We start from the raw sequence: 23,193 nt of genomic DNA on the forward strand, positions 1-23,193 counted from the left end.
ACACCGATTCCCCGCGCGTCCCGCGCGCGGCGCATACCACGCAAAAACCAGGAGACAACGATGAGATTTCGCCCGAGCAAACTGCTGCTCGCCCTGACGACCGTCGCCGCGCTCGTCGCGTCCGGCTCGGCCGATGCGGGCACGCTGAAGGTGAACGTCGCCGCGCGCGGCAACCAGCGCGCGACGTGGCAGAACGCGTTCGACCAGTTCCGCAAGGCCAATCCCGACATCGACCTGAAGGTCAGCTACGTCGGCGAGGAGGCGTTCAAGGTGCAGATGTCCGGGTGGCTCGCGACCGATCCGCCTGACGTGGTGAGCTGGAATAACGGCGAGCGGCTCGCATATTTCGCGAAGCGCGGACTGATCGAGGACCTGACGCCGGACTGGCAGAGGAACGGCTGGAACGATACCTATACGGCCGTGAAGCAGTCGTCGACCTACGGGGGCAAGGTCTACAGCCTGCCGCTCGGCTATGACGCGTACGGCCTGTTTTACCGCAAGGACCTGTTCGACAAGGCCGGCATTCACGGCGAGCCTGCCGACTGGGCGCAGTTTCTCGACGCGTGCCGCAAGCTGAAGGCGGCCGGCATCGCGCCGATCGCGGTGGCCGCGCGCGACGCGTGGACGCTCGCCGCGTGGTTCGACTATCTCGACCTGCGGATCAACGGCTACGCGTTCCACCAGAAGCTGATGGCGGGCGACGTTGCCTATACCGATCCGCGCGTGCGCGCCGTGTATGCGGCATGGAAGAAGCTGATCGACGACAGGTACTTCATCGACAACGCGTTGTCCTACGACGTCGATTCGCTGAGCCCGCTGATCGTGAATGGCCAGGCCGCGATGACGCTGATGGGCACCTGGTACTCGGCGGGCCTGCTGAGTGCGGCGCGCAACCCGATAGGCTTCTTCCGCTTCCCGGTGATCGACGCATCGATGCCGCTGGCCGAGGACGGCCCGGTCAACGTGCTGGTGGTGCCGGCGAAGGCGCACAACAAGACGGATGCCCGCCGCCTGCTCGCGTTCATGGGGCAGCCCGCGATCAATGGCGAGTTCTCGAAGGGCATGGGCCAGCTGCCGTCGAACAACAAGGCTCCCGAGCCGCAGGATCCGATCTCGAAGATCGGCTTCCATACGCTCGCGACGACGACGGGCGGCATCGCGCAGTTCTACGACCGCGACATGACGAAGGAAATGGCCGACGAGGGGATGAAGGCGATGCAGCAGTTCCTGTCCGACCCGACGCAGCTCGACGCGATCCTGCAGCGCCTCGAGCAGACGCGCAAGCGCATCTACAAGAAGTAGCGCGCGTCGAACGGGCCGGTTGCGCCGGCCCTCGATACCGCTCCGTCCGCTTCGCCGAGGGTTCCCCGATGTCACTCAGCCTGTCCGATAACGTATTGCCGCGAGGGGCGCGCCGCCGGCCGCGCACCGGCGCATCGCTCGCGCGTCGCCGCACCCGCGCGGCGCTGCTGTTCGTGCTGCCCGGCCTCGCGCTGTTCAGCGTGTTCGTGCTGTATCCGATCGTCAGCAGCATCTGGCTCAGCTTTCACGACTGGGACGGGATGACGCCGCCCGTGTTCATCGGTCTCGGCAACTACCGCGAACTTGTGCAATCCGACACGTTCTACGTCGCGCTGAAGAACAACCTCGCGTGGCTCGCGCTGTTCCTCGCCGCGCCGCCGCTCGGGCTCGCGCTGGCGCTGTACCTGAACCAGAACGTGCGCGGGATCCGCCTCGTGAAATCGCTGTTCTTCGCGCCGTTCGTCTTGCCGGGCGTGGTCGTCGGGCTCGTGTTCTCGTGGTTCTACGACCCGACCTTCGGCCTGCTGAAGCTGATCGTCGGCCACGGCATCCCGGTGCTCGGCGATCCGCGCTACGCGACCTACGGCGTGATTGCCGCGGCGCTGTGGCCGCAGATTCCGTTCTGCATGATCCTCTACCTCACGGGGCTGACCGGCCTGAACGGCGAGATCGTCGAGGCCGCGCGGATGGAGGGCGCGCGCGGCTTCACGCTGCTGTGGCACATCATCCTGCCGCAGCTGCGGCCCGCGACGTTCATGGCGATCGTGCTGACCGTGATCGGTGCGCTGCGCAGCTTCGACCTGATCTCGGTGATGACGGGCGGCGGCCCGTTCGACAGCTCGACGGTGCTCGCATATTTCATGTATGACCAGGCGATCAAGTATTACCGCGAAGGGTATTCGGCCGCGATCGCGGTCGTGCTGTTCGCGATCATGCTCGTCTACATCGCGTGGCAACTGCGCAAGCTCGTGCGCACCGAATCCTGATCCCGCACCGGAGCCCAACGCTCATGTATCCCATGCCCGTTTCCCGCTGGAGCCGGCCGTCGCGCTGGCTGTATGGCGTCTCCCTGCCATGTGCGCTCGCGCTGTGGCTCGCGCCGTTGATGGCCGTGCTCGTCACGTCGATCCGATCGAGCGACGAGCTCGCGGCCGGCCACTACTGGAGCTGGCCGCAGCACTTCGCGCTCGTCGACAACTACGGCACCGCGCTGATGCAGACGCCGATGCTTCATTACTTCGTGAACAGCATCCTGATCACGGTGCCGTCGGTCGTCGCGTCGATCCTGCTCGCGTCGCTCGCCGGGCACGCGCTCGCGAACTACCGGTTCCGCGGCAACGCGGTGCTGCTCGGGCTGTTCGTCGCGGGCAACTTCGTGCCGATCCAGATCCTGATGATCCCGGTGCGGCAGATCATGCTCGGCATCGGGCTGTACAACACGGTATGGGCGCTCGTGCTGTTCCATACCGCGTTCCAGACCGGCTTCTGCACGCTGTTCCTGCGCAACTTCATCCGCGAGCTGCCGTTCGAGCTGATCGAGGCCGCGCGCGTGGAAGGCGCGAGCGAATGGACGATCTACCTGCGCGTCGTGCTGCCGCTCGTGCGGCCCGCGCTCGCGGCACTCGCGATCCTCGTGTTCACGTTCGTCTGGAACGACTACTTCTGGGCACTGTGCCTGACGCAGGGCGACGATGCCGCGCCGATCACGGTCGGCGTCGCCGCGCTGAAAGGGCAGTGGACGACCGCCTGGACTCTTGTGTCGGCCGGCTCGGTGCTGGCCGCGCTGCCGTCGGTCGCGATGTTCTTCGCGATGCAGAAACACTTCGTCGCCGGCCTGACGTTCGGCGCGACCAAAGGATGACCCGATGACCTTTTCTCCTGCCGGCAAGGACACCGCGATGCGCCTCGGCGTCTGCTATTACCCCGAACACTGGCCGCGCGAACAATGGGCGAGCGATGCGCGCCGCATGGCCGAACTCGGCCTGCGTTGCGTGCGGATCGCGGAATTCGCATGGAGCCGCATGGAACCGGAGCCGGAACGCTACTGCTGGGCGTGGCTCGACGAGGCGATCGACACGCTCGCGCGGCACGGCCTGCGGATCGTGCTCGGCACGCCGACCGCGTCGCCGCCGAAGTGGCTCGTCGACCGCCATCCCGACATCCTGCCGGTCGGCGCGGACGGCGCGGTCTGGCAATTCGGCTCGCGGCGCCACTACGACGTGTCGAGCCCGGTCTATCGCGAGCACTGCGTGCGGATCGTCGACGCGATGGCGCATCGCTACGGCACGCATCCGGCCGTGATCGCGTGGCAGACCGACAACGAGCTCGGCTGCCACAACACGCTGCCGAGCTATACGCTGGCCGCGCTCGCGGGCTTCCGGCGCTGGCTGGCCGCGCGCTACGGCGAGATCGCGGCGCTGAACCGCGCATGGGGCAACGTGTTCTGGAGCATGGAGTACCGCAGCTTCAGCGAGATCGAACTGCCGCGGCACACGCCGACCGACGCCAATCCGGCCCATCGGCTGGATTTCATGCGCTTCCAGTCGGACGAGGTCGCGCGGTTCCATGCGCTGCAGGTCGAGCGGATTCGCGCGCATTCGCCGGGCCGCGACGTGCTGCACAACTTCATGGGTTTCTTCACGGAATTCGATCACTACGCATTCGCCCGCTCCGGTCTCGACGTCGCCGCGTGGGACAGCTATCCGGTGCCGCGCACCGAGGTGCTGCCGCTCGACGAACGCGACAAGCATCGCTGGGCGCGCACCGGGCATCCGGACGTGTCGGCGTTCTCGCACGACCTGTATCGCGGCATCGGCCGCGGGCGGATGTGGGTGATGGAGCAGCAGGCCGGCCCCGTGAACTGGGGGCCGCACAATCCGGTGCCGCACGCGGGGGCGGTGCGGCTGTGGACCTGGGAGGCGTTCGCGCACGGAGCGGAACTCGTGTCGTATTTCCGCTGGCGGCAATATCCGCATGCGCAGGAGCAACTGCACTCGGGGCTGAATACGCCGGACGACCGGTTGTCCGCTGGCGGGCGCGAAGTCGCACGGGTCGCCGCCGAGCTCGCGACGCTCGATCCTGCGCTGACGAACGCTCGCCCCGTGCCCGCGCGCGTGGCGCTGCTGTTCGACTACGAAGCCGACTGGATGATCCGGATCCAGCCACACGGCGCGGACTTCGACTATCAGCAGCATGTGTTCGACTGGTATCGCGCGCTGCGCGAACTCGGGCTCGACGTCGACCTCGTCGCGGCGAACGCGGACCTGGACGGCTACGCGCTGGTCGTTGCGCCGACATTGCCGGTCGTGCCGGATGGCCTGGTCGAGCAGGCGGCGCGCGGTGGTGCGCACTGGCTGTTCGGCCCGCGCAGCGGCTCACGGACCGCCGAGTTCGCGATCGTGCCGGGGCTCGCGCCCGGCAGGCTTCGCGACGTGTTGCCGGCCCGGATCGAACAGGTCGAATCGCTGCGGCCGTCGCTGGCGCCGGGCGTGACTGTCGACGGTGTGGAGGGGCATGCCGTCAGGTGGCGCGACCACGTCGAGGACACCGGCGAGGTCGACGTGCTCGCCTCATTCGACGACGGCGTGCCGGCACTCGTCGCGCACGGCCGCGTGACGTATGCGCCGGCCTGTTTCGATCCGGCCGTGCTGCGGGCGGTGATCGCCCGCAGCGCACGCGAGGCCGGGTTGCCGGTGCGGGCGTTGCCGGACGGCGTGCGACTGCGCCGGCGCGGCCGCCTGACGTTCGCGCTCAATTACGGCGAAACGCCTGTTCCGGCACCCGCGCCGGCAGACGCGACGTTCGTACTGGGCGGGCCCGTGATCGGCGCGGTCGACGTCGCGGCGTGGATCGTGCCGGACTGACGTCATGCGATCCCGGTTTGCCGGCCTGGTCCGGATTCCGCATTTCGTCGCGCTGTCCGCCGCCGCGTTGATGCTGGGCGTCGCGATGTCGTTTACCGCCCCGTTTCTGTCGCTGTTCGGCGTCGAGGCGGCCGGCATGTCGCCCTGGATGGCCGGGGTGTTCATGACCTTGATCGCAGCGAGCGGCGTGGTCGCGAGCACGTGGGCGGGCCGCTGGTCGGATCGCCATGCGAAGCATCGTCCGCTGCTCGTCGCGTCGCTCGCGGCCGCCGCACTCGGCTTCGCGCTGCTGTGCCGGCTGCGCGCGCCGGCGCCCGTCATCGTCACCGGCACGCTGCTGCTCGGCGCGGGCGCCGTGTCGCTGTCGCACATCTTCTCGTTCGCCCGCGCGGTGCTGCCGGCAGCGAACGACGCCGAGCGCGAATTCGCGGCGGCCGCGCTGCGCACGATGCTGTCCGTCGCGTGGGTGTTCGGGCCGGCGCTCGGCGCGCTGATCCTCGCGCAAGCGGGCTTCTCCGGTCTGTTCGTGGCCGCCGCGCTCGGCTTCGCGGCGTGCATGGCGATCGTGATGCGGATTCCGGAGCCGGCCGCGCGGCCCGTCCCTGTGGTATCGGCGTTGTGCGCCGTCGGCGCGCCGGCGGCGGCTTCTTCGCAACCCACCGCGCCGCGTTCGGTCGTCATGCGCACGCTGGCCGCACTGACGCTGATCGGCCTCGCGGCGAACGCGACGATGATCGTGCTGCCGCTGTACGTCGTGCGCGGGCTGGGCGGCTCGCCGGCGGACGTGTCGGCTGCGCTCGGCATGGCCGCACTGCTGGAGATCCCGATGATGCTGTGGCTCGGGATCCGCTCGACCCGGCTCGACAAGGCCCGCTGGCTGACCGGCTGCGCGGCCGTGCACGCGATCTATTTCGCGGGGCTCGCGGCGGTGCCGCATGTCGGCGCGGTCCTGCCGCTTCAGTTGTTGAGCGCGTGTGTCGTCGCGATTACGTCGTGCCTCGGCATGACGCGCGCGTGTGACATGATGCCGACGCGGCCGGGCACCGCGACCGCGATGTTCTTCAGCACCGCACGCGTCGGGTCGATCGTGTCGGGGATCCTGTCCGGCGCGCTGCTCGACCTGTTCGGCTACCGCGCGACGTTTCTGTGCTGCGGGGCGCTGGCGCTCGCGGCATGGGCGCTGCTGCGCGCGGCGCGCGACCCGGGTACCGGCGTTGCGGGCGGACGCTGCGATATGCCGGGCTGATGCAAAGCGACGCACTTCTGGCCGGCCGCCGCGCACGAATGTCACGCAGCGGCCGGCATGTCGTCAGCGTCGCCGGAACGCATCCAGCGACGGGAGCGCGTTGCCGTGGAAATCGAACAGCGTGTTGTTGTCCCACTGATCGCCTGCACCGATCTTCCACCCCACGCCGGGCGTCGGAATCCATTCCGGCTCCCACCAGAACACGCCTTTGCCGCGTCCGCCCGGAATGCCCTTCACGATGTCGGTCACCGCCGCGAGGAACTGCGCCTGCCCGGCGGGCGACGGCGGGAACGTCGTCGAGCCCGTGTTCGTCATCGTGTTCGGTTCGCTGTCGCCGTCGCTGGTGGTCCACGGATAGGCCGTCTCGACGACGATCAGTTCCTTGCCGTAGCGCACGGCGAGATCGTTCGCGTTGTTGCGCAGGTCGTCGAGCGAGCCCTGCCATTGCGGGTAGTACGACAGGCCGATCACGTCGAAGGCGACACCGCGCTGCGTCGCGCTGTCGAACCACCAGCGGCTCTTCGCGTTGTCGCCACCGCTGTCGATGTGCAGCATCACCTTGATCCGGGGATCGAATGCCTTGACGGCGTCATGCGCGGTCTTCAGCAGTTGCGCGAGGTTGTCCCACTGGTCGTACTTGCCGAGTGGCCACAGCATGCCGCCCGTGATTTCGTTGCCGATCTGCACCCATTCGGGACGCACGCCGGCCCGCGCGAGCTGCGTCAGGACGTCGGTCGTGTACGCGGCCAGCAGCGCGCAGGTGTCGGCCAGGTTCTTGCCCGCCCACGCGTGCGGCGGATACTGCTTGCCCGGATCGGCCCACCAGTCGCTGTAGTGGAAGTCGACCAGCACGCGCAACCCGAGGGCCGCCGCTCGCCGCGCGAGCGCGCACACATGCGCGGCGTCGTTGTAGCCGGCCGGCTCGCTCTGGTTGGAAGGGTAGAAGGCCGGATTGCCGGGATCGTTCCAGACCTTGATCCGGATCGAATCGACACCGTGCGCGCGCAGGATCGCGAGGCAGTCGCCGGCCTGGTTGCGGTCGAAGAAGCTCGCGCCGTGCGCCTCCAGCTGCGGCAGCGTCGACACGTCTGCGCCCATGGCGAACGAGCCGGGTGCCGACCCGCGCAGCGCGGCAAGCGCCGGCACCGCGCCGGCGAAATCGAGGCCGGCAAGCGCCGCGGCCGAGAGGCTCCAGCGCAACATCGATCGTCTGTCCATCGTCATCCTCCTGAACATGGAGGCCGAACCCGTCGGCTCCAGTAAAATTTAAGCGTTTAAATTTTCAATGCTTTTTTTGACGCCGGTCAGGCGTCGAAACGAGCGTAGCAAAAGCGCCCGTCGATGCCCAAGGACAATGTGTCATGCTTAGTATTTGGCAGGAGGGAGCGAATACCCAACGAAATAGGAACGACTAACCATTCCTCGTTGACATTGAGTGTATCCGCGAGGTTTGTCTTCGAAAAGGGGGCGGCTGCGGGTAAGCCCGATTGGGCCCAGATCAGATTCGAGCGCTCCATCGGCGAGTTTGGCAGCGATGACAGGGTAAGAGCATGGTGACGGCGCATGGGCGGATCGTGCTGACGGACTCCGACCCAGTATAGCGTCGAGTATCCGGATCAAATAGTTCATCATGTTCGACTATCAATGCACAATGTCTCCAAGCAATCCGGACGATACGGATTGGACCTATGCTGGCAACGTGTTTCGAAACGATGATAATCAAGCGTCGTGCGACAAGGACGGGACTGGTAGTCACATCCCGTGTGCTACTGGTTCGGGAACCATGAGCTTCGTCACGATGACTGGTGCAAACCTCCCGTGCCTTCGCGTCGACCCTCTATATGAAACCATCGATTAATGTCCAACCTTTTGTGGGAAGAGCTATGACCGTCGTCGGAGATGACTGCGTCGACCCTGAACGCCATCAGGATTAGCTGTTCCAGCTGACTCCGTTGTTACGGGTGCGGACTAGTTGTGAAGCGTCAAGAGGTTGTTTCTCGACGCGGGAAGTCTCGCCATCGGCGCAATGCCGCCGATGGCGCTATGAGCCCGATGCCAGTTGTAGTGATGCTGCCAACTCGCCAAGGCTTCAATGCGATGAGCCGAGTTTTGGTACGCCCATGCATAGGCCCACTCACGTAAAGCCGACTGGATGAAGCGTTCAGCTTTACCGTTGGTCTGCGGACGATACGCCCGCGTAAATTTGTGTCGGATACCCAGTTCCTGACAGGCCCGAGCAAACTCGTGCGAACGGAACGCCGAACCGTTGTCGGTCAGTAACCGGCGCACCTGCACGCCGAGCCCGGCGTACCACGCAACGGCGTCGCGCAGGAACTGCACGGCACTGCGTTTCGTCTCGTCGGGATGCATCGCCGTGAAGGCAATCCGGGCATGGTCATCCACGGCGACGAACAGGTACTCCCAACCCACGCCGTCCACCGTATCGCGCCGATTATCGGTGACACGATGGCTAGGACGCGCGATTCGACCGAGCTTCTTGATGTCGATGTGCAGCAAGTCGCCTGGCGCCTCGTGTTCGTAGCGTTGAACGGGTTCACGTGGTTGCAGGTCGCTCAGCCGGGATAGTCCGGCACGCGCCAGCACGCGGCTGACGGTCGAGACAGACACGCCTGCCTGTCGGGCGATCTGGCGCTGTAGCAAGCGCTGCTGGCGTAATTCCACGATCAGCAAGGCAGTTGCCGGAGCGATTGAACGTGGGGAGCACGCCGGACGCGACGAGGCGTCAGCCAGCGCTGCTGCACCACCGGCCAGATAGCGACCCAGCCATTTGCGCACGGTTGGCGCTGTCACGCCATGATCGGCCGCGGCCTGCGGCACGCTTGAACCGAATTCGGTGATCTCCTGAACCATCTCAAGTCGACGCGCGAAAGTGAGTCGGGCATTCTTATGGGTGTTCATCCGGCTGGGTTCCTGGAAGGTTGGGTGTTTGGCGACTTCCAGTCTCCCAGACTCAGTCCGGATGAACCATCGATACAACCTATTGAAGCTTCACAACTAGTTGCTGCGATAGCGTTGTCGGCTCAGATACTTGGCAAGTTCTGCTTCGCGCAGAGCGCCACTGGAAAAATAGCAGTGGAACCGAATCTGGCGACCGCCTCGACAGCTGTACATTGGCCAGAGCGCAATTCGTACGTTTTCGCCGGAATCTTGAAGACCCCCGTAGAGACGCCAGCGCAAGGGACCTACGCCTCAATAAGTCGTGATTTCCCATCGCCTTGTCGGTACTACGGCTGAGTCCGGTGCCTGGGTACCTTTCTTAATGATTTCACGCAGATCATGGCAGTATTCGTCTAAGGTTCGCTCGTGGGCCAGCGTCAGTGTTTGCTGGAACGCTAGCGGTTCGGCCACGAGGCTCATGAACCACCCGCGCGCCGTCATTTCGGAGGCCAGCCCGAACATATCAAGACTCGGCGACGCTACCGCGAGCACCGACAACGGCGGCGTGCCAAGCACGGTCAGTTCAGGTATGTCGGCGATGCGTTCGAGGTAGTCGCCGCGCAACCGCATCAGGCGCCGCGTCAGGCCGGCGTATCCGGCGCGCCCGAGATACTGCATGACCGCCCATGCCGATGCCAGCGGTCCGCCGGATCGCGAGCCGAGCAGGGTCGGCGTTTCGTATCGTCCTTTGGGCCAGTTCTGGAACGCGAACGCCTGGTACTGCGCATGGTCCGCGTCGGTATAGAGAATCAGCGAAATGCCTTTCAACGCGTAGCCGAACTTGTGGAGATCGGTTGATATCGACGTGACGCCTGGGATGTGGAAATCGAAAGGCGGCACGGTATGACCAAGCTCGCTCGCGAATGGTGCGACCATGCCGCCGATGCAGGCGTCGACATGGCACCAGAGTCCGCGCGCCGACGCGAGTTGCGCGATATCTTCGATCGGATCGACGCTGCCGAACGGCAAAGACGGCACGGATCCGGCGAGCAGAATCGTGTTCTCGTCGATAGCATCCGCCATCGCGTCGACACGGCATCGAAATGCGGCGTCGAGCCCGACCCGGACGACGTCGAGGCCGAGCAGGCGAGCACCCTTGTCGAAGACGGGATGCGCGGACGCCGGAATCACGATGTTGCGCCGCCCGCTCGAGATCTCGCCGCGAACGGCGACGGCGCGGTCGCGTGCCGCTTTCAGCGCGAGCATGATGCTTTCGCTGCCGCCCGAGGTCGCCGATCCCGTCGCGCCGTCGCCGCCGTGAAACAACGCGCAGACCATCGAGACGACCTCTGCCTCCATACATGCGAGGTTCGGAAACGTACCGGGAGCGAGCTGGTTCTGATGCACGAACATCATGAACGCCTCTTCGGCTACCCGCATGGTTTCCGCACCGGCGTAATAGGCGTGGAGCGGCAGGCGGCCCGCATGGACGTCCCAGTCGTGCGCCTTCATCTCCTGCATTCGCTCGCGCAATGCGGGCCACGCGATGCCTTGCGGCGCAAGCTCGGTCTTCATCGTGCCGTGAGCGTCGAGTTCAGCTTGGGCGGCAGCAGCGACGCGAGCGATTCCGTGATCTGTCGCAGCGTCAGCATGCCGTGGATATCGTGCCGCAAATGATCGAGCCGAATCTCGACGTTGAAATGCTCCTCGATGTCGAAGAGAATTTCGGCCAGGTCGATCGACGTCAGGCCGAGTTCGTCGAGGGGGACGTTCCACCAGTTCGTGTCCACGAGCCTCCTGGTTTTGCTCGCGACAAGCTGCATCACGAAATCGCTGATCTCGATCATGCGTTCACCTCTCTGCGGATATTGGGATGCGGTGGCGTTCAGGCGTGGCGGTCTCGAAACGACGTCATGAACCGCGCGAGGGCGCTGGTTTCCTGTTCCGTGACGGCGTTGTACAGCGATGCGCGTACCCCGCCGATCGAGCGGTGGCCGTCGAGTCCGTGAAAGCCGGATGTGCGCGCCTCCTGCAGGAACTGCGCGGTTGTTTGCTGCGTGCTGCAGTTGAACGTGACGTTCATCCGCGAACGGGAGTCGGGTTCGGCGTGAGCGACGTAGAACCCGGGGCTCGCGTCGAGTACCTGGTACAGCAGGTTCGCCTTTTGCCGGTTGTATGCATCGAGCTGTGTCAGATCGCCGAAGCTCTCGCGAATCCAGCGCGTGACGAGCAGCACGATATAGATCGAAAATACCGGAGGCGTGTTGTAGATCGAGCGCGCGTCGATGTGCGTGCGATAGTCGAGAATGCTCGCGAGTCCGGCCTGGGCCCGCTCGACGAGGTCGTTGCGCAGGATGACGATCGTGATGCCGGCCGGTCCGAGATTCTTTTGCGCATGGGCGTAAATCATCGCGTAACGTGCGACGTCGACCGGCCGAGACATGAAATCCGACGACATGTCGCAGAAAATCGGCGTATCGCCGCGGCTCAGGTGGTCGAAGATCTGCAGCCCCTCCACGGTCTCGTTCGACACGTAATGCAGGTAGGCGGCGCCTGGCGCAATCTCCAGTTCGTGCGCCTGCGGGATACGCCGGAAGCCGCCGGGCTCGCCGTCCCAGGCAACCGACATGCGCGACGCGATGCCAGAATCGAGTACGCTCTTGCGGCTCCAGTAGCCCGACGAGACGTAGGCGGGCGGTCGACTACCGATTTCGGAGAAGTTCATCGCCAGCATCGCAAACTGCAAAGTGCTGCCGCCTTGCAGGAAGAGCACGTGATAGTCGTCCGGAACCTTGAGCAGGTGGCGGATATTCGCCTCGCATTCGTCGACCACGTCTCGAAACCATGGGGAGCGGTGCGTAATTCCCAGCACCGAGAGCCCGACGCCCGGAATCTCCCGGATGGCGTCCTGCGCCTGCATCAGTACCGGTAAGGGAAGCGCACCGGGGCCACCCGAGAAGTTGTATTGCAGGTTCAAGATATTCCTCGCCGAGAATTGAAAAAGGGTCGGCTGTGAACAGCCGGTATCCCGGGTATGACGCCCCGTTCTTAATTCCAATTTGAAATTGCTGAGGTGAGAGATTATCAGCCGGGCGACACGGTTAAATCATCATCTGCGCGCGCGAAAATTCGGATGCCCGTGGCATTTCACGCGACATGAGCGTTCGGTTTGTTTACGGATACGAAAACTATGCGTACCAGAAGGCAAAGTCAAGGTGATTTTCCAGGCATGTTTGCCGCGCTTGTTCGACGCCGCATTCGATTTGCGTCGATTCGGATGAAAGCGATTCGCCAAAGCGGAAGCAGCCAGGCGGCATGCCGGTTCATTGCCGCTCCCAATACCGATTGGATGGTTGACGTCCTATTCCTGGCATTCCTGACAGGCTAATCATCCGTTACCAAATTTTTCCGGAAGTTTACGACGAGTAAACTCTTCAAAAGGAAAATGAATAAATTATCTTCCATATCAATAGGTCGAGAGGTGGCGGGTGATATAAGTCCCATTATTTGGATGTCGACAAATTGTAATTTTACGGAAAGTTGTTTGCATATAAATGCACCACAATATGTTTCGGGTTTTCACCTACTTGACGTAAAATTGAATGGCGAAATAGACTCATTTCAAATTAGTAGGAAGAAATATCCGAAACATGAGAGATCAATCCGTTCAAATCTGAATCTGTCGGCGACAGGGGATGGGTTTGAATTGTCAGCCGAGTCTCTTGCTTCCCAAATTGCGCGCCGTGAATTGAATTGAGGTGTGCCGCAGCGTGGGAAATCATCAAATTTAATCAGACGGATATAGTCTGATTTCGGTGTGTACTGGTTCTTCCTGTAGCAAATTCGTATTGTGCCAATACGGCAGCATGCGTTTGCGGTAGATATCGTCATGCTGACTGCGGCCGAATCGCGACACCGTGTGCCTGCCGGTTTCCCGTTCCGTTTGGATCGGGGCCGTCACAACCGCGGATGTCGGCGATTTGCCGCAAACGCGTTCGCGGCATCGGCCATTCGATGCCGGGACGGCTTGCGCCCTGAAAACGGTGGCGGTCAACGAACACACGGTCGATGCATGATCGCGGGTTTGCGTTCGTCGTCCCCGGAGCCAGGATATTAATTCGCATACCTATTTGTGTGCCGTAATGAACTTGCGAGAACTGCTCGAGAAACGGGCATCGGAAGATCAACCTGATTCGCCGGCCTACATCTTTCTCGCGGATGGCGAGGACGCCGAGGAGCGGCTCACGTCGGCCCAGTTGCTGAGCGCGGCGAACCGGATCGGCGGTGCACTGCGCGATGACGTGGCCGCGGGCGCGCGGGTCCTGCTGGTTTATCCGTCGGGACTCGAATTCATCAAGGCGTTCTTCGGCGCGGTCTGTGCGGGTACGGTAGCCGTCCCGATTTATCCGCCGTCGCGGAAAGTGACGACCGATGAATTGGCGCATTTCGAACGCGTCGCGGCCGATTGCGGGGCGGAGATCGCATTGACGACGGGTGCATACCTGGACCAGCTGGCACCGACGATCGCGAGTTCGCCCGTGCTGGGCGGCATTCGCTGGCTGGCGACCGATGCGCTCCTCGCGACCGGCTGGACGCCGGAGGCGATCGACGGCGATTCGCTGGCGCTGCTGCAGTACACGTCGGGATCGACGTCAAAGCCGAAAGGCGTGATGCTGACCCATGGCAATCTGCTTTCGAACATGGCGTCGATCCACGAGGCGTTCGGCGGCTTCCACCATCGTCTGCGGTGCGCAAGCTGGCTGCCGCTCTATCACGACATGGGGCTGATCGGCACGATGCTTACGCCGTTCTTCGGCGGCGCAGAAACCATCTTCATGTCGCCCGCGCACTTCCTGCAGCGGCCGATCCGCTGGCTTCGGATGATCGATCGCTACCGCGTGACCGTAAGCGGTGGCCCCAACTTCGCTTACGACCTTTGCGTTCGCGGCGTCTCGACGGTCGCCAAAACGCGTCTCGACCTCTCGACGTGGAAGGTCGCGTTCAACGGTTCGGAGCCGGTGCGCAGCGAGACGCTGACGCGCTTTCGCGACCGCTTCGCCGACAGCGGATTCGCGTCGAGTGCCTTCATGCCGTGCTACGGCCTCGCCGAATCGGCGCTGCTGGTCGCGGCCTGCCGGTTTGATCGCGAGCCGAGCATCGTCGGCGACCGTGCACCGCACCATCACGACGGCACGCAGGGTCAGCAGCGCGAACGCGTGACTTGCGGGCCATGTGCGCCGTCCACCACGATCACGATCGTCGATCCCGTCGATTGCTCGCCGGTGCCGCCGGGTGCAGAAGGCGAAGTCTGGGTGCGCAGCGCGTCTGTCGCCGCCGGCTACTGGCATTCGCCCGAGTTGACGAACCACACGTTCGCGGCGCGTCTCGCGCGGACGGACGACGATCCGGACGGGGCCCGGGCGGCTGCGGGAACCTGGCTGCGTACGGGCGACCTCGGGCGGATGCATGGCGACGAACTGTTGATTACCGGGCGTCTGAAGGACGTGATGGTGATCAATGGTCGCAAGATTCATCCGCAGGACGTCGAGGATCACGTCCAGTCGCTCGACCGGCGTTTCCGTCTCGGCGGAGGCATTGCGTTCGTGGTGGAAGAGGACGGATACGAGCGGGTCGCGCTCGTCCAGGAGGTCAATGCCGGATCGACAGACGAGGCAGCGGGACTGGCCGCGCTTGCGCGGGAGTTCGTATTCAGGCGGTTTCGCGTGGCGCTTCACGGCATCGCGCTTGTCGCGCCGGGCGGCGTGCCGAAGACCTTCAACGGCAAGCTCAGGCGGCAGGCCTGCCGTCAGGCGTACGCGGAGGGCGCCTTGCCAACGCTGTACGCGTTCAAAGCAGGCGCTCACGCGGTGCAGGGGCGCCGGACGTGAACACTCCCACGCTCGAACGCTGGCTGTCGGAGGCCGTGGCGACGCGGGCGGGCTGTCCCGTCGATGCGATCGAACTGGACCGGCCGATCTTCGATTTCGGTATTGATTCGGTGGCGGTCGTCCGCATCGCCGACGCGCTGTCGACCTTGCTGCAGCGGCCCTTCGATCCGGCCGATTTCTTCGAATTTCCGACCATTTCGGCGCTGGCCGCCCATCTGTGCAACGACGCGTTGTCCGTTCCGACCGAGCGATGCGAGTCGTCCGCCAGGCCGGTGCCGCGTGAAGCGGCGGCGCTCCGGGAGAGCTTTGCGATCGTCGGGATCGCGTGCAGGATGCCCGGTGCGCGAGACAAGGACGCGTTCTGGGAAGCCTTGTGCGCGGGGCGCGACTGTATCTCCGGCCGCCCCTCGAACCGTCCGCGGCTGGCCGGCGCAGCAAACGCGTACGCGACGGCAAGCGAGCAGGCCGGCTATCTCGACGACATCGACCAGTTCGACGCCGCCTTCTTCCGGATTTCCCCGAAGGAGGCCCAGCACATGGATCCGCAGCAGCGCCTGCTGTTGCAGGTGGCCTGGGAAGCGCTGGAGGACGCGGGGATGCGTGCCGGCGATATCCGGCAGACGGACGGCGGTGTGTTCGTCGGCATTTCGCACAGCGACTACAGCCAGGGTATTTTCTCTGGAGCCTGTCCGGTCGACAGCTATTCGAGCTCGGCCAACGCGTTGTCAGTCGCGGCGAATCGCTTGTCGTTCTACCTCGATCTCGTCGGTCCGAGCCTCGCGATCGACACGGCCTGTTCGTCGTCGCTGACGGCCGCGCATCTGGCGATCGCGAGCCTGCGCGCCGGCGAGTGCGGTTTCGCGCTGGTCGGCGGCGTCAACCTGATGTTGAGCCCGGAAGTGACCGACGCATTGAGCCTCGCCGGCATCCTGTCTCCCGATCGTCGCTGCAAGCCGTTCTCGGCGCTGGCCGACGGCTACGTGCGCGGCGAGGGCTGCGCGGTGGTGGTCGTCAAGCGGCTCGAGCGCGCGTTGGCCGACAACGACCGAATCTACGCGGTCATCGCGGGCAGCGCCGTGAGGCAAAACGGTCGATCCAACAGCCTGACCGCGCCGAACCCGGGCGCGCAGGAAAGCATGCTGCGCGCGGCCGCGGTCCAGGCGGGCGTGACGCCGGCCGGCATCGACTACGTCGAGGCGCACGGCACCGGCACGAGTCTCGGCGACCATGTCGAGATGACGGCCCTCGGTCGTGCGTTCGGGGCCGGTCGCGATGCCGGCGCGCCGCTCCTGATCGGTGCCGTGAAATCGAACATCGGCCATCTCGAGGCCGCGGCCGGCATCGCCGGTCTCGTCAAGGTCGCCCTGGCCCTGCATCACGGCGAGATTCCCGGCACGCTCCACGCCAGCCCGCAGAATCGCGCGTTCGATTTCGCCGGATCGGCGATCGAGGTCGTGCACGCGCATCGTCCGTGGCCGTGCCGTGAGCATCGGCGGACTGCCGGTGTGAGCAGCTTTGGATTCGGCGGCGCCAATGCACATCTGATCCTGCAGGACGCGCCGCGCCGCATCCCTCGAGCCCGCGTCGAGATCGGCTCCAGCCTGCCGCGGCTCTTCGCGCTGTCGGCGCGCACGCCGGATGCGCTGAAACGGCAGGCTCGCGTGGTCGCGCAATGGCTCAAGGCACAGTGCGGCGGCACGTGTCCGGATCTCGATGATCTCGCCTATACGTCGATCGCGCGGCGCGAGCCGCTGCCATATCGCCGCGCGTTCGTCGCGAACTCGCTCGGCGCGCTCGCGGCGGAACTCGAAAGCTTCGCGACGACGGCCGGGCCGCCGGCCTGCTCGCGGGCGGGGCACGTGCGCGCGGTCTTCCGCTTCGGCGTGCCGTCGCACGGCTGGCTCGTCATGGTCCGCGACGCCTGCCGCGCCGATCCGCTGTTCGTCTCGGTGCTGCGCCGCTGCGATGAGATCCTCGAAACGCTCGGCATCGCGTGGCGCGTCGCGGACGGCATCGCCCCCGAGGCGGCGGAATCCGGCGTTGCCGCGCTGGCGGTCCAGCTCGGCATCGTTCATGTGCTGAAGGCGGGCGGCGTCATGCCGTCCGTGCTGCAAGGTACCGGCAGCGGGCGTTTCGCGGCCGCGGTGGCCGCCGGCGCGCTGCCGTTGCATGCGGCCGTGCGTGCGCTGCTGGGCGGTGCGTCGTCACCGGTTCGCCCCGATGCCGAATTCCACGTGACGGACGAAGCGGACGATGCCGGTGCAAGGTACGTGAGCTTCGACTGCGGCGGCGAGCTTGCGCCGGCTTCGGCCGGCACCGGTGCACTGCCGGCCGAAGCGGCATGGGGCGGCGGCCGGCATCCGTTACACGACGCACTGGCCAACTGGTTCGGCGCCGGCGGCGCGCTGCGCTATCGTGCGTCCGTTGCCGGCTTCGTCCCGTCGCTGGTGTCGCTGCCGCCCTATGCGTGGGAGCCGACCCGCTACTGGATCGAGGCGGCGCCGAGACGCCCGGCGCGCCGCGAGCCCGCGGAGGCCGCGAGCCGCTCGCTCGGCGGCGTGACCGCGGCGGGGCTGCGGCCCGGCGCGGAGGTGTACCCCGAAACCGAACTGGAAGCGTCGCTGCTGTCGATCTGGAAGGGAATCGTGGCGCTGCCGTCAGCGGGCGTGACGGACACCTTGCTTAACGTCGGCAAGCCGGCCGATATCGCGCTGTTCCGGAACAGGATCGCCGAGAGGCTCGGGCACATCGTCAGGCTGGACACGCTGACGCGCTTCCCGACGATCCGCGATCTTGCCCGCGCGATGCAGGCCGCATCCGACGATCGGGAGGCGCTGAGCGCGAGCGCGAGGCGCGGCGCCGCACGCAGGCATGCACTGGGATGAAGTTGCACGGATCGGCATGCCGCCGGCCGTCGAGCATCGAGGACACGTATTCATGACCATCGAATTCCACTACGAAGTGCCGTTGAGTGAGACACGCTGGCACGTGAACGGCCGCGCCGACATGTGCCTGTCCTGGCAATACGACCGCGATCGCGAGGCACTGCTTGCGCTGTACGAGAAGGGCAAGCGACGCCAGTGGGACGCGGCGCTGCGGATCGACTGGGACCAGCAGTTCGATGAGGACAACCCGCTCGGCCTCGACGACGCGTCGATCCCGATCTTCGGCATGCCGATCTGGAAGCGCCTGTCGGCCAGCGAGAAGATCGAGATCCGCCGGCACAGCCAGGCCTATCTGATCTCGCAGTTCATGCACGGCGAGCAGGCGGCGCTGATCGCCACGGCGCGAATCATGCAATCGGCGCCGGACCTCGACGCGAAATTCTTTGCTGCCACGCAGGCGATGGACGAGGCGCGGCACCTGGAGGTGTATTCGAAGCTGCTGCGCGACCGGTTCGAGACTGCCTATCCGATCTCGGCCGGGCTGCGCAGCCTGCTCGACGTGGGGCTCAACGACGCGCGCTGGGACATGACCTATCTGACCATGCAGGTGCTGATCGAAGGGCTCGCGCTGGCCGCGTTCCAGCGTATCCGGGATCTCTCGGACAACACGCTGGCGGCGACCATCAACGCCTACGTGATGCAGGACGAGGCGCGCCACGTCGCGTTCGGGCGCACTGCGCTGCAGGACTACTACCGTCAACTCACCTCGGCCGAACTCGACGAGCGCGAGGCGTTCCTGATCGAGGGCTGTCATCAGATGCAGCAGAGCTGCACCCAGCGCGAGGTCTGGGAGCGGTTCGGCCTGCCGATCCGTGAGTGCCTCGGTCTCGAGGAGCAGTCGGCCACCGGCAGGCAGTTCCACGTTTCGCTGTTCTCCCGCATCGTGCCGATCGTCAAGGGCATCGGGCTGTGGGGGCCACGCGTGCGCGAGGCGTTCGAGAAGATGGGCGTGATCGACGCGGCGAACTTCGATCTCGACAATGAAATCGCGCGCGACGACGAGATCGCCGAGCAGTTCGACGCGGACGCCCACGTTCGCCGCGGGCTCGAAGCGGGCCCGGCCACAGGTTCACCCGGCACACAGGACCCGCACGATGCACGACTCTGATCAGCGTTCGACGACTCATCTGACCCCACGATGCCCATGATCTCCCATTCCATTCGACTCGCCTTGCCCGACGGCGGTGTCTCGCACATCAGACACTGGCGGCGCAGCGGCGCGGGGCCGGCTGGCTCCACCGCGTGCCTGTTGATTCACGGCTTTGGCGAGTCGTCGTGCAGCTGGAGCGATTATGCCGCTGCGCTCACGAGCTACGACGATATCTATGCGGTGGACCTGCGCGGGCATGGCGATTCCAGCCGGGACCCGATCGCGCAATACACGCTGCCTAGTTTCGTCGGCGATCTCGACCATGTCGTCGACATGCTGAGGCTCGGCGACTTCGTGCTGGTCGGCCATTCGCTCGGCGGCGACATTGCGCTCAGCCTGGCCTCGCGGTATCCCGGCCGGGTTCGTGCGGTCGTGCTCGTGGATTTCGCGCCAGAACTCAATCCGGTCGGTCTGCAGAAGGTGTGTGCCGATCTGGGGGCGAATCTACGCGTGTTCGAGAGCCACGCGCAGTTTGTCGATGCCGCGACCCGGGCCCGGCCGCTGCTGTCGGCGGACATCGCGGCGCGTTTCGCGCAGGACATGCTCGACGAAGTCGCAGGCGTCGGCTTTGTCATGAAGGTGGACCCGGTGTTCGGCGAGTTCGCGCCGGCCGACCTGCAGAGCCCGGCGCGCAGTGCGGCCGCGTGGGACAAGCTGCGCGCGCTGGCCTGCCCGCTGCTGCTGGTGCGCGGGACCATGTCCAGCGTGCTTGCTCGCGATGCTGCCGAACGCAGCGTGCGCGCGGCGCGCGACGGCACGCTGCGGGAGGTGCGCGCCGGCCACGCCGTGATGCAGGACAACCCGAAGGCGTTCCTCGACGCGACCGTCCCGTTCCATGACGCGCTGCGCGCCGCGCGCGGGAGCGGACAGGTGCCGGCACCACAGGGCTGAGCATCGGCGGCCCGACGTTCAGTCGGCTTCCCGTAGGTGATCTTGACGAGGCAGCAATGTTGAATCTTTTCGGAATGCTTATTAGAGAAGGGCCTGTTCTGTTCTCCCTGGCCTCGATCGGAAGCGCGCTGAGTGGCGTGGCGACCATGGGCATCCTGGTGTCCATGTTCGTCGCGATGGAGGGTGATGCCGGCGTCAGGTGGTGGCATTTCGCGCTGTATGGCGTGCTGGTGATCGCCACGCGCGTGGTATCGCGCTCGATCCTCGCGCTGATCACGCGCCGTGCGGTGATGACGCTGCGCGTGAACCTTGCCCGCCAGATCGTCGATGCGCCGCTCGACAAGCTGGAGCACACGGGGCATTCGCGGCTGTTCGCCTCGATGGCGGCCGACGTGACGCGCATCGGCGAGGCCGTTCCCAATACCGTCAACATCTTCGCAAACCTCGTGTTTCTCGTGATCTGCTTCTGCTATCTCGGCGTGATGTCGCCGGAGCGCCTCGGGATCGTGCTCGGCATGGTCGGCATCGGCCTTGTCGTGCATCAGTGGGTGTCTCGCCGCATCGCGCATTGCATGCGCGTCGCCCGTCACGCATGGGACGATCTCGCAATCACGTTCGACCTGCTCGTCTACGGCGTCAAGGAGCTGCAGCTCAACGCGCGCCGCAGGGCGCAAATGCTCGACACATTCCGTGACAACGCCCATGAGCTGAAGAAGGCCTGGCAGCGCCAGTCGGTCGTATTCAACTTCGGACAGGGCTTTTCGCAGACGATCTTCTTCCTCGCCCTCGGTCTCGTGATCTTCGACATCCACGGCCGGCTGCTTGCACAGAGCGCGGTGGTGCAGTACGCGCTGTCGCTGATTTACATGATCGGGCCCCTGCGCGATATCGTCGGCAGCATCCCGGGCCTGATCGACGCGGGCGTTGCCTACGAGCGCATCGAGCAGATGGGCTTCTCTCTGACTACGCGCACGCTGGCGGATCCGAAGCCGGATAGGACGGCCGGCCATGACCCGAGCGTGCCGTGGCAGGAGATCGCGTTGCACGGCATCGTCTACCGCTATGCGGGAACGGACGGCGGCCCTCAGGGCGCATTCCGTCTCGGGCCGATCGACCTGCGCCTGCGGCGCGGCGACGTGGTGTTCATCGTCGGACGCAACGGCAGCGGCAAGACCACGCTGGCCAAGCTCGTCACCGGCCTGTATGTGCCCGACGAAGGCTGCATCACGCTCGACGGCACGCCGGTGACCGAGGCGAACCGGGCGCATTATCGCGAGCAGTTTTCCGCGATCTTCAGCGATTTCGTCCTGTTCGAGCGGGTGCTCGAGACGCCCGGCGAGGCGTGCGACGCCCGCGTCGACATGCTGCTGAAGAGCCTGCGCATCCACGACAAGGTCACCGTCGCCGGCGGCCGGCTGTCTACGGTCACCGCGCTGTCGCTCGGCGAGCGCAAGCGGCTCGCACTGCTGACGAGCTATCTCGACGAACGCCCGGCCTATCTGTTCGACGAATGGGCCGCGGACCAGGACCCGGTGTTCAAGGCCGTCTTCTACGAGAAGATCCTGCCGGACCTTCGCGCGCGAGGTCGGCTCGTGCTGGTCGTCTCGCACGACGACCGCTACTTCCGCTCGGGCGACACGCTGATCGATCTCGACCAGTTTCCCGGAGCACGCCGCCGCGCTGCGACGGTGGTGGCCGGCGACGCCGACGCGCCGCGCTTTCCGGGGTGGCTGGGCGTGCCTGCGGCCGGGCCGGCGCCGGACGTGCTGTCCGAGGACGCGAAATGAGGCGCGTCGTCATCTCGGGCGCCGGCGTCACGTCGCCGGTCGGGCTGACGGTCGACGCGTTCTGGCGCGCGATCGTCGACGGCCGCTCCGGGATTGCCGACATGCGCCTCGTGCCGACCGCGCGCCTCAACGTGAAGCACGCCGCGGAAGTCGTCGATTTCGTCGCGCAAGCGCATTTCGACGCGCGGCGGATGCAACTGCTCGACCGCGTGTCGCAGCTCGCGGTCGCGTCGGCGCGCCAGGCCCTGGCCGATGCCGACTTCGAGCTGACGGAGGAGCTGGCGCGCGAGACGCCGGTGATCGTCGGCAGCGCCGTGGCCGGCCAGCAGACGATCGAGGACACCTACGTGCGCCTGTACGGCATGAACCGCGAGCGCGTGCATCCCACCGTCGTGCCGCGCGTGCTGCACAGCGCGCCGGCCAGCCAGGTCTCGATCGACGCCGGACTGATGGGGCCGACCTATTCGATCGCGAGCGCCTGCGCATCCTCGACGCACGCGATCGGGCTCGCGTTCCAGATGATCCGCGCCGGCACCGCGCCGATCGCGGTGGCGGGCGGGGCGGAATCCTGCCTCACCGTGGCGACCATCAAGGCCTGGGAGTCGCTGCGGGCATTGAGCCACGACACGTGTCGGCCGTTCTCGCGCGATCGGTCCGGAATCGTGCTGGGCGAGGGCAGCGCGATGCTCGTGCTGGAGGACCGCGAGCACGCGCTGGCGCGCGGCGCACGGCCCTACGCCGAGATCGTCGGGTTCGGCATGAGTTCCGATGCCGGCGAGATGCTGGCGCCCAACACCGAGGGCGCGGTGATCGCGATGCAGCGCGCGCTGCGCGACGCACGGCTCGACGCCGAATCCATCGACTACCTGAACGCGCACGGCGCTGCCACGCGGATCAGCGACATCAGCGAGACGCGCGCGATCCACCGCGTGTTCGGCGCGCGCGCCGCGGGCCTGCAAATTTCGTCGAGCAAAGCGGTGCTTGGCCACAGCCTCGGTGCCTCGGGCGCACTGGAAACGCTCGTCGCGGCACTGGCGTTGCGTGACGACATCGCACCACCGACCGCGCATTACCGCGAGTCCGATCCCGAATGCGATCTGGACTACGTCCCGAACGTCGCCCGCGCGGCACGCCTGCGCTACGCGATGAAAAACTCGTTCGCCTTCGGCGGACTGAACGCCGTGCTCGTGCTCGGAAAACCGCTTTGACGAGCCATTGCCCCC

At 65.6% G+C, this 23,193-nt stretch carries 16 protein-coding genes; 11 read left to right on the forward strand and 5 right to left on the reverse strand.

The annotated features are described in order from the left end of the window. Window positions 1–60: 60 nt before the first annotated feature. The 5 genes from DIE11_RS31195 to DIE11_RS31215 all read left to right on the forward strand — a co-directional run bounded on the left by DIE11_RS31195 (window position 61) and on the right by DIE11_RS31215 (window position 6,411). On the forward strand, window positions 61–1,302 hold the full coding sequence (locus DIE11_RS31195) for an ABC transporter substrate-binding protein (RefSeq protein WP_124488351.1): 1,242 nt from the start codon (window positions 61–63) through the stop codon (window positions 1,300–1,302). 68 nt (window positions 1,303–1,370) lie between these two features. Beyond that, window positions 1,371–2,288: a carbohydrate ABC transporter permease gene (locus DIE11_RS31200; RefSeq protein ID WP_124488352.1), complete on the forward strand. Its 918-nt coding sequence runs from the start codon at window positions 1,371–1,373 to the stop codon at window positions 2,286–2,288. Between the two features lie 23 nt (window positions 2,289–2,311). Further along, window positions 2,312–3,163, forward strand: coding sequence for a carbohydrate ABC transporter permease (locus tag DIE11_RS31205; RefSeq protein ID WP_124488353.1), 852 nt, complete (start codon window positions 2,312–2,314; stop codon window positions 3,161–3,163). A 37-nt stretch (window positions 3,164–3,200) separates the two neighbouring features. Continuing rightward, window positions 3,201–5,165, forward strand: a complete 1,965-nt coding sequence (locus tag DIE11_RS31210) for a beta-galactosidase (RefSeq protein WP_124488430.1) — start codon at window positions 3,201–3,203, stop codon at window positions 5,163–5,165. 4 nt (window positions 5,166–5,169) lie between these two features. Continuing rightward, window positions 5,170–6,411, forward strand: coding sequence for a sugar efflux transporter (locus tag DIE11_RS31215; RefSeq protein WP_124488354.1), 1,242 nt, complete (start codon window positions 5,170–5,172; stop codon window positions 6,409–6,411). Window positions 6,412–6,474: 63 nt separating this feature from the next. Here the strand turns inward: DIE11_RS31215 and DIE11_RS31220 are convergent, their stop codons facing one another. From DIE11_RS31220 to serC, 5 genes are all read right to left on the reverse strand, one after another. After that, entirely contained in the window at window positions 6,475–7,629 is a 1,155-nt protein-coding gene (locus DIE11_RS31220; protein WP_124488355.1) for a glycosyl hydrolase 53 family protein, read from the reverse strand. 750 nt (window positions 7,630–8,379) lie between these two features. Beyond that, the gene (locus DIE11_RS31225) at window positions 8,380–9,330 is read right to left on the reverse strand and encodes an IS481 family transposase (RefSeq protein ID WP_124488356.1); all 951 of its coding nucleotides are present in this window, start codon (window positions 9,328–9,330) and stop codon (window positions 8,380–8,382) included. A 291-nt stretch (window positions 9,331–9,621) separates the two neighbouring features. Then, a complete protein-coding gene (locus DIE11_RS31230; protein ID WP_260437215.1) occupies window positions 9,622–10,830 on the reverse strand; it encodes an aspartate aminotransferase family protein in 1,209 nt (402 codons plus the stop codon). A gap of 50 nt (window positions 10,831–10,880) precedes the next feature. Continuing rightward, the gene (locus DIE11_RS31235) at window positions 10,881–11,156 is read right to left on the reverse strand and encodes an acyl carrier protein (RefSeq protein WP_124488358.1); all 276 of its coding nucleotides are present in this window, start codon (window positions 11,154–11,156) and stop codon (window positions 10,881–10,883) included. Between the two features lie 38 nt (window positions 11,157–11,194). Next, window positions 11,195–12,286 (reverse strand): 3-phosphoserine/phosphohydroxythreonine transaminase, encoded by a 1,092-nt coding sequence (gene serC / locus DIE11_RS31240; RefSeq protein WP_124488359.1) that lies wholly within the window; start codon window positions 12,284–12,286, stop codon window positions 11,195–11,197. A 1,165-nt stretch (window positions 12,287–13,451) separates the two neighbouring features. Here serC and DIE11_RS31245 point away from each other — a divergent pair. The 6 genes from DIE11_RS31245 to DIE11_RS31270 are packed head-to-tail and all read left to right on the forward strand — an operon-like array spanning window position 13,452 to window position 23,178. Continuing rightward, window positions 13,452–15,197 carry a fatty acyl-AMP ligase gene (locus DIE11_RS31245; RefSeq protein ID WP_124488360.1) on the forward strand — a complete coding sequence of 582 codons (1,746 nt, stop codon included), beginning with the start codon at window positions 13,452–13,454 and terminating at the stop codon, window positions 15,195–15,197. Then, window positions 15,194–18,082, forward strand: coding sequence for a beta-ketoacyl synthase N-terminal-like domain-containing protein (locus DIE11_RS31250; protein ID WP_185633850.1), 2,889 nt, complete (start codon window positions 15,194–15,196; stop codon window positions 18,080–18,082). The genes DIE11_RS31245 and DIE11_RS31250 overlap by 4 nt, the downstream gene beginning before the upstream one ends. Before the next feature lie 52 nt (window positions 18,083–18,134). Further along, window positions 18,135–19,250, forward strand: coding sequence for a ferritin-like domain-containing protein (locus tag DIE11_RS31255; protein WP_124488362.1), 1,116 nt, complete (start codon window positions 18,135–18,137; stop codon window positions 19,248–19,250). A gap of 36 nt (window positions 19,251–19,286) precedes the next feature. After that, the gene (locus DIE11_RS31260) at window positions 19,287–20,183 is read left to right on the forward strand and encodes an alpha/beta fold hydrolase (protein WP_124488363.1); all 897 of its coding nucleotides are present in this window, start codon (window positions 19,287–19,289) and stop codon (window positions 20,181–20,183) included. A gap of 56 nt (window positions 20,184–20,239) precedes the next feature. Next, window positions 20,240–21,970, forward strand: a complete 1,731-nt coding sequence (locus tag DIE11_RS31265) for a cyclic peptide export ABC transporter (RefSeq protein ID WP_124488364.1) — start codon at window positions 20,240–20,242, stop codon at window positions 21,968–21,970. After that, on the forward strand, window positions 21,967–23,178 hold the full coding sequence (locus DIE11_RS31270) for a beta-ketoacyl synthase (RefSeq protein WP_124488365.1): 1,212 nt from the start codon (window positions 21,967–21,969) through the stop codon (window positions 23,176–23,178). Before DIE11_RS31265 ends, DIE11_RS31270 begins: the two co-directional genes overlap by 4 nt. Window positions 23,179–23,193 lie beyond the last annotated feature (15 nt).

This window comes from Burkholderia sp. Bp9012, from assembly GCF_003853825.1.
Taxonomy (GTDB): domain Bacteria; phylum Pseudomonadota; class Gammaproteobacteria; order Burkholderiales; family Burkholderiaceae; genus Burkholderia; species Burkholderia diffusa.

Coding starts and splice junctions, on each gene's coding strand:
- DIE11_RS31195 (WP_124488351.1), top strand. CDS start 61: ATGAGATTTCGCCCGAGCAAACTGCTGCTCGCCCTGACGACCGTCGCC.
- DIE11_RS31200 (WP_124488352.1), top strand. CDS start 1,371: ATGTCACTCAGCCTGTCCGATAACGTATTGCCGCGAGGGGCGCGCCGC.
- DIE11_RS31205 (WP_124488353.1), top strand. CDS start 2,312: ATGTATCCCATGCCCGTTTCCCGCTGGAGCCGGCCGTCGCGCTGGCTG.
- DIE11_RS31210 (WP_124488430.1), top strand. CDS start 3,201: ATGCGCCTCGGCGTCTGCTATTACCCCGAACACTGGCCGCGCGAACAA.
- DIE11_RS31215 (WP_124488354.1), top strand. CDS start 5,170: ATGCGATCCCGGTTTGCCGGCCTGGTCCGGATTCCGCATTTCGTCGCG.
- DIE11_RS31220 (WP_124488355.1), bottom strand. CDS start 7,629: ATGGACAGACGATCGATGTTGCGCTGGAGCCTCTCGGCCGCGGCGCTT.
- DIE11_RS31225 (WP_124488356.1), bottom strand. CDS start 9,330: ATGAACACCCATAAGAATGCCCGACTCACTTTCGCGCGTCGACTTGAG.
- DIE11_RS31230 (WP_260437215.1), bottom strand. CDS start 10,830: ATGCAGGAGATGAAGGCGCACGACTGGGACGTCCATGCGGGCCGCCTG.
- DIE11_RS31235 (WP_124488358.1), bottom strand. CDS start 11,156: ATGATCGAGATCAGCGATTTCGTGATGCAGCTTGTCGCGAGCAAAACC.
- DIE11_RS31245 (WP_124488360.1), top strand. CDS start 13,452: ATGAACTTGCGAGAACTGCTCGAGAAACGGGCATCGGAAGATCAACCT.
- DIE11_RS31255 (WP_124488362.1), top strand. CDS start 18,135: ATGACCATCGAATTCCACTACGAAGTGCCGTTGAGTGAGACACGCTGG.
- DIE11_RS31260 (WP_124488363.1), top strand. CDS start 19,287: ATGATCTCCCATTCCATTCGACTCGCCTTGCCCGACGGCGGTGTCTCG.
- DIE11_RS31265 (WP_124488364.1), top strand. CDS start 20,240: ATGTTGAATCTTTTCGGAATGCTTATTAGAGAAGGGCCTGTTCTGTTC.
- DIE11_RS31270 (WP_124488365.1), top strand. CDS start 21,967: ATGAGGCGCGTCGTCATCTCGGGCGCCGGCGTCACGTCGCCGGTCGGG.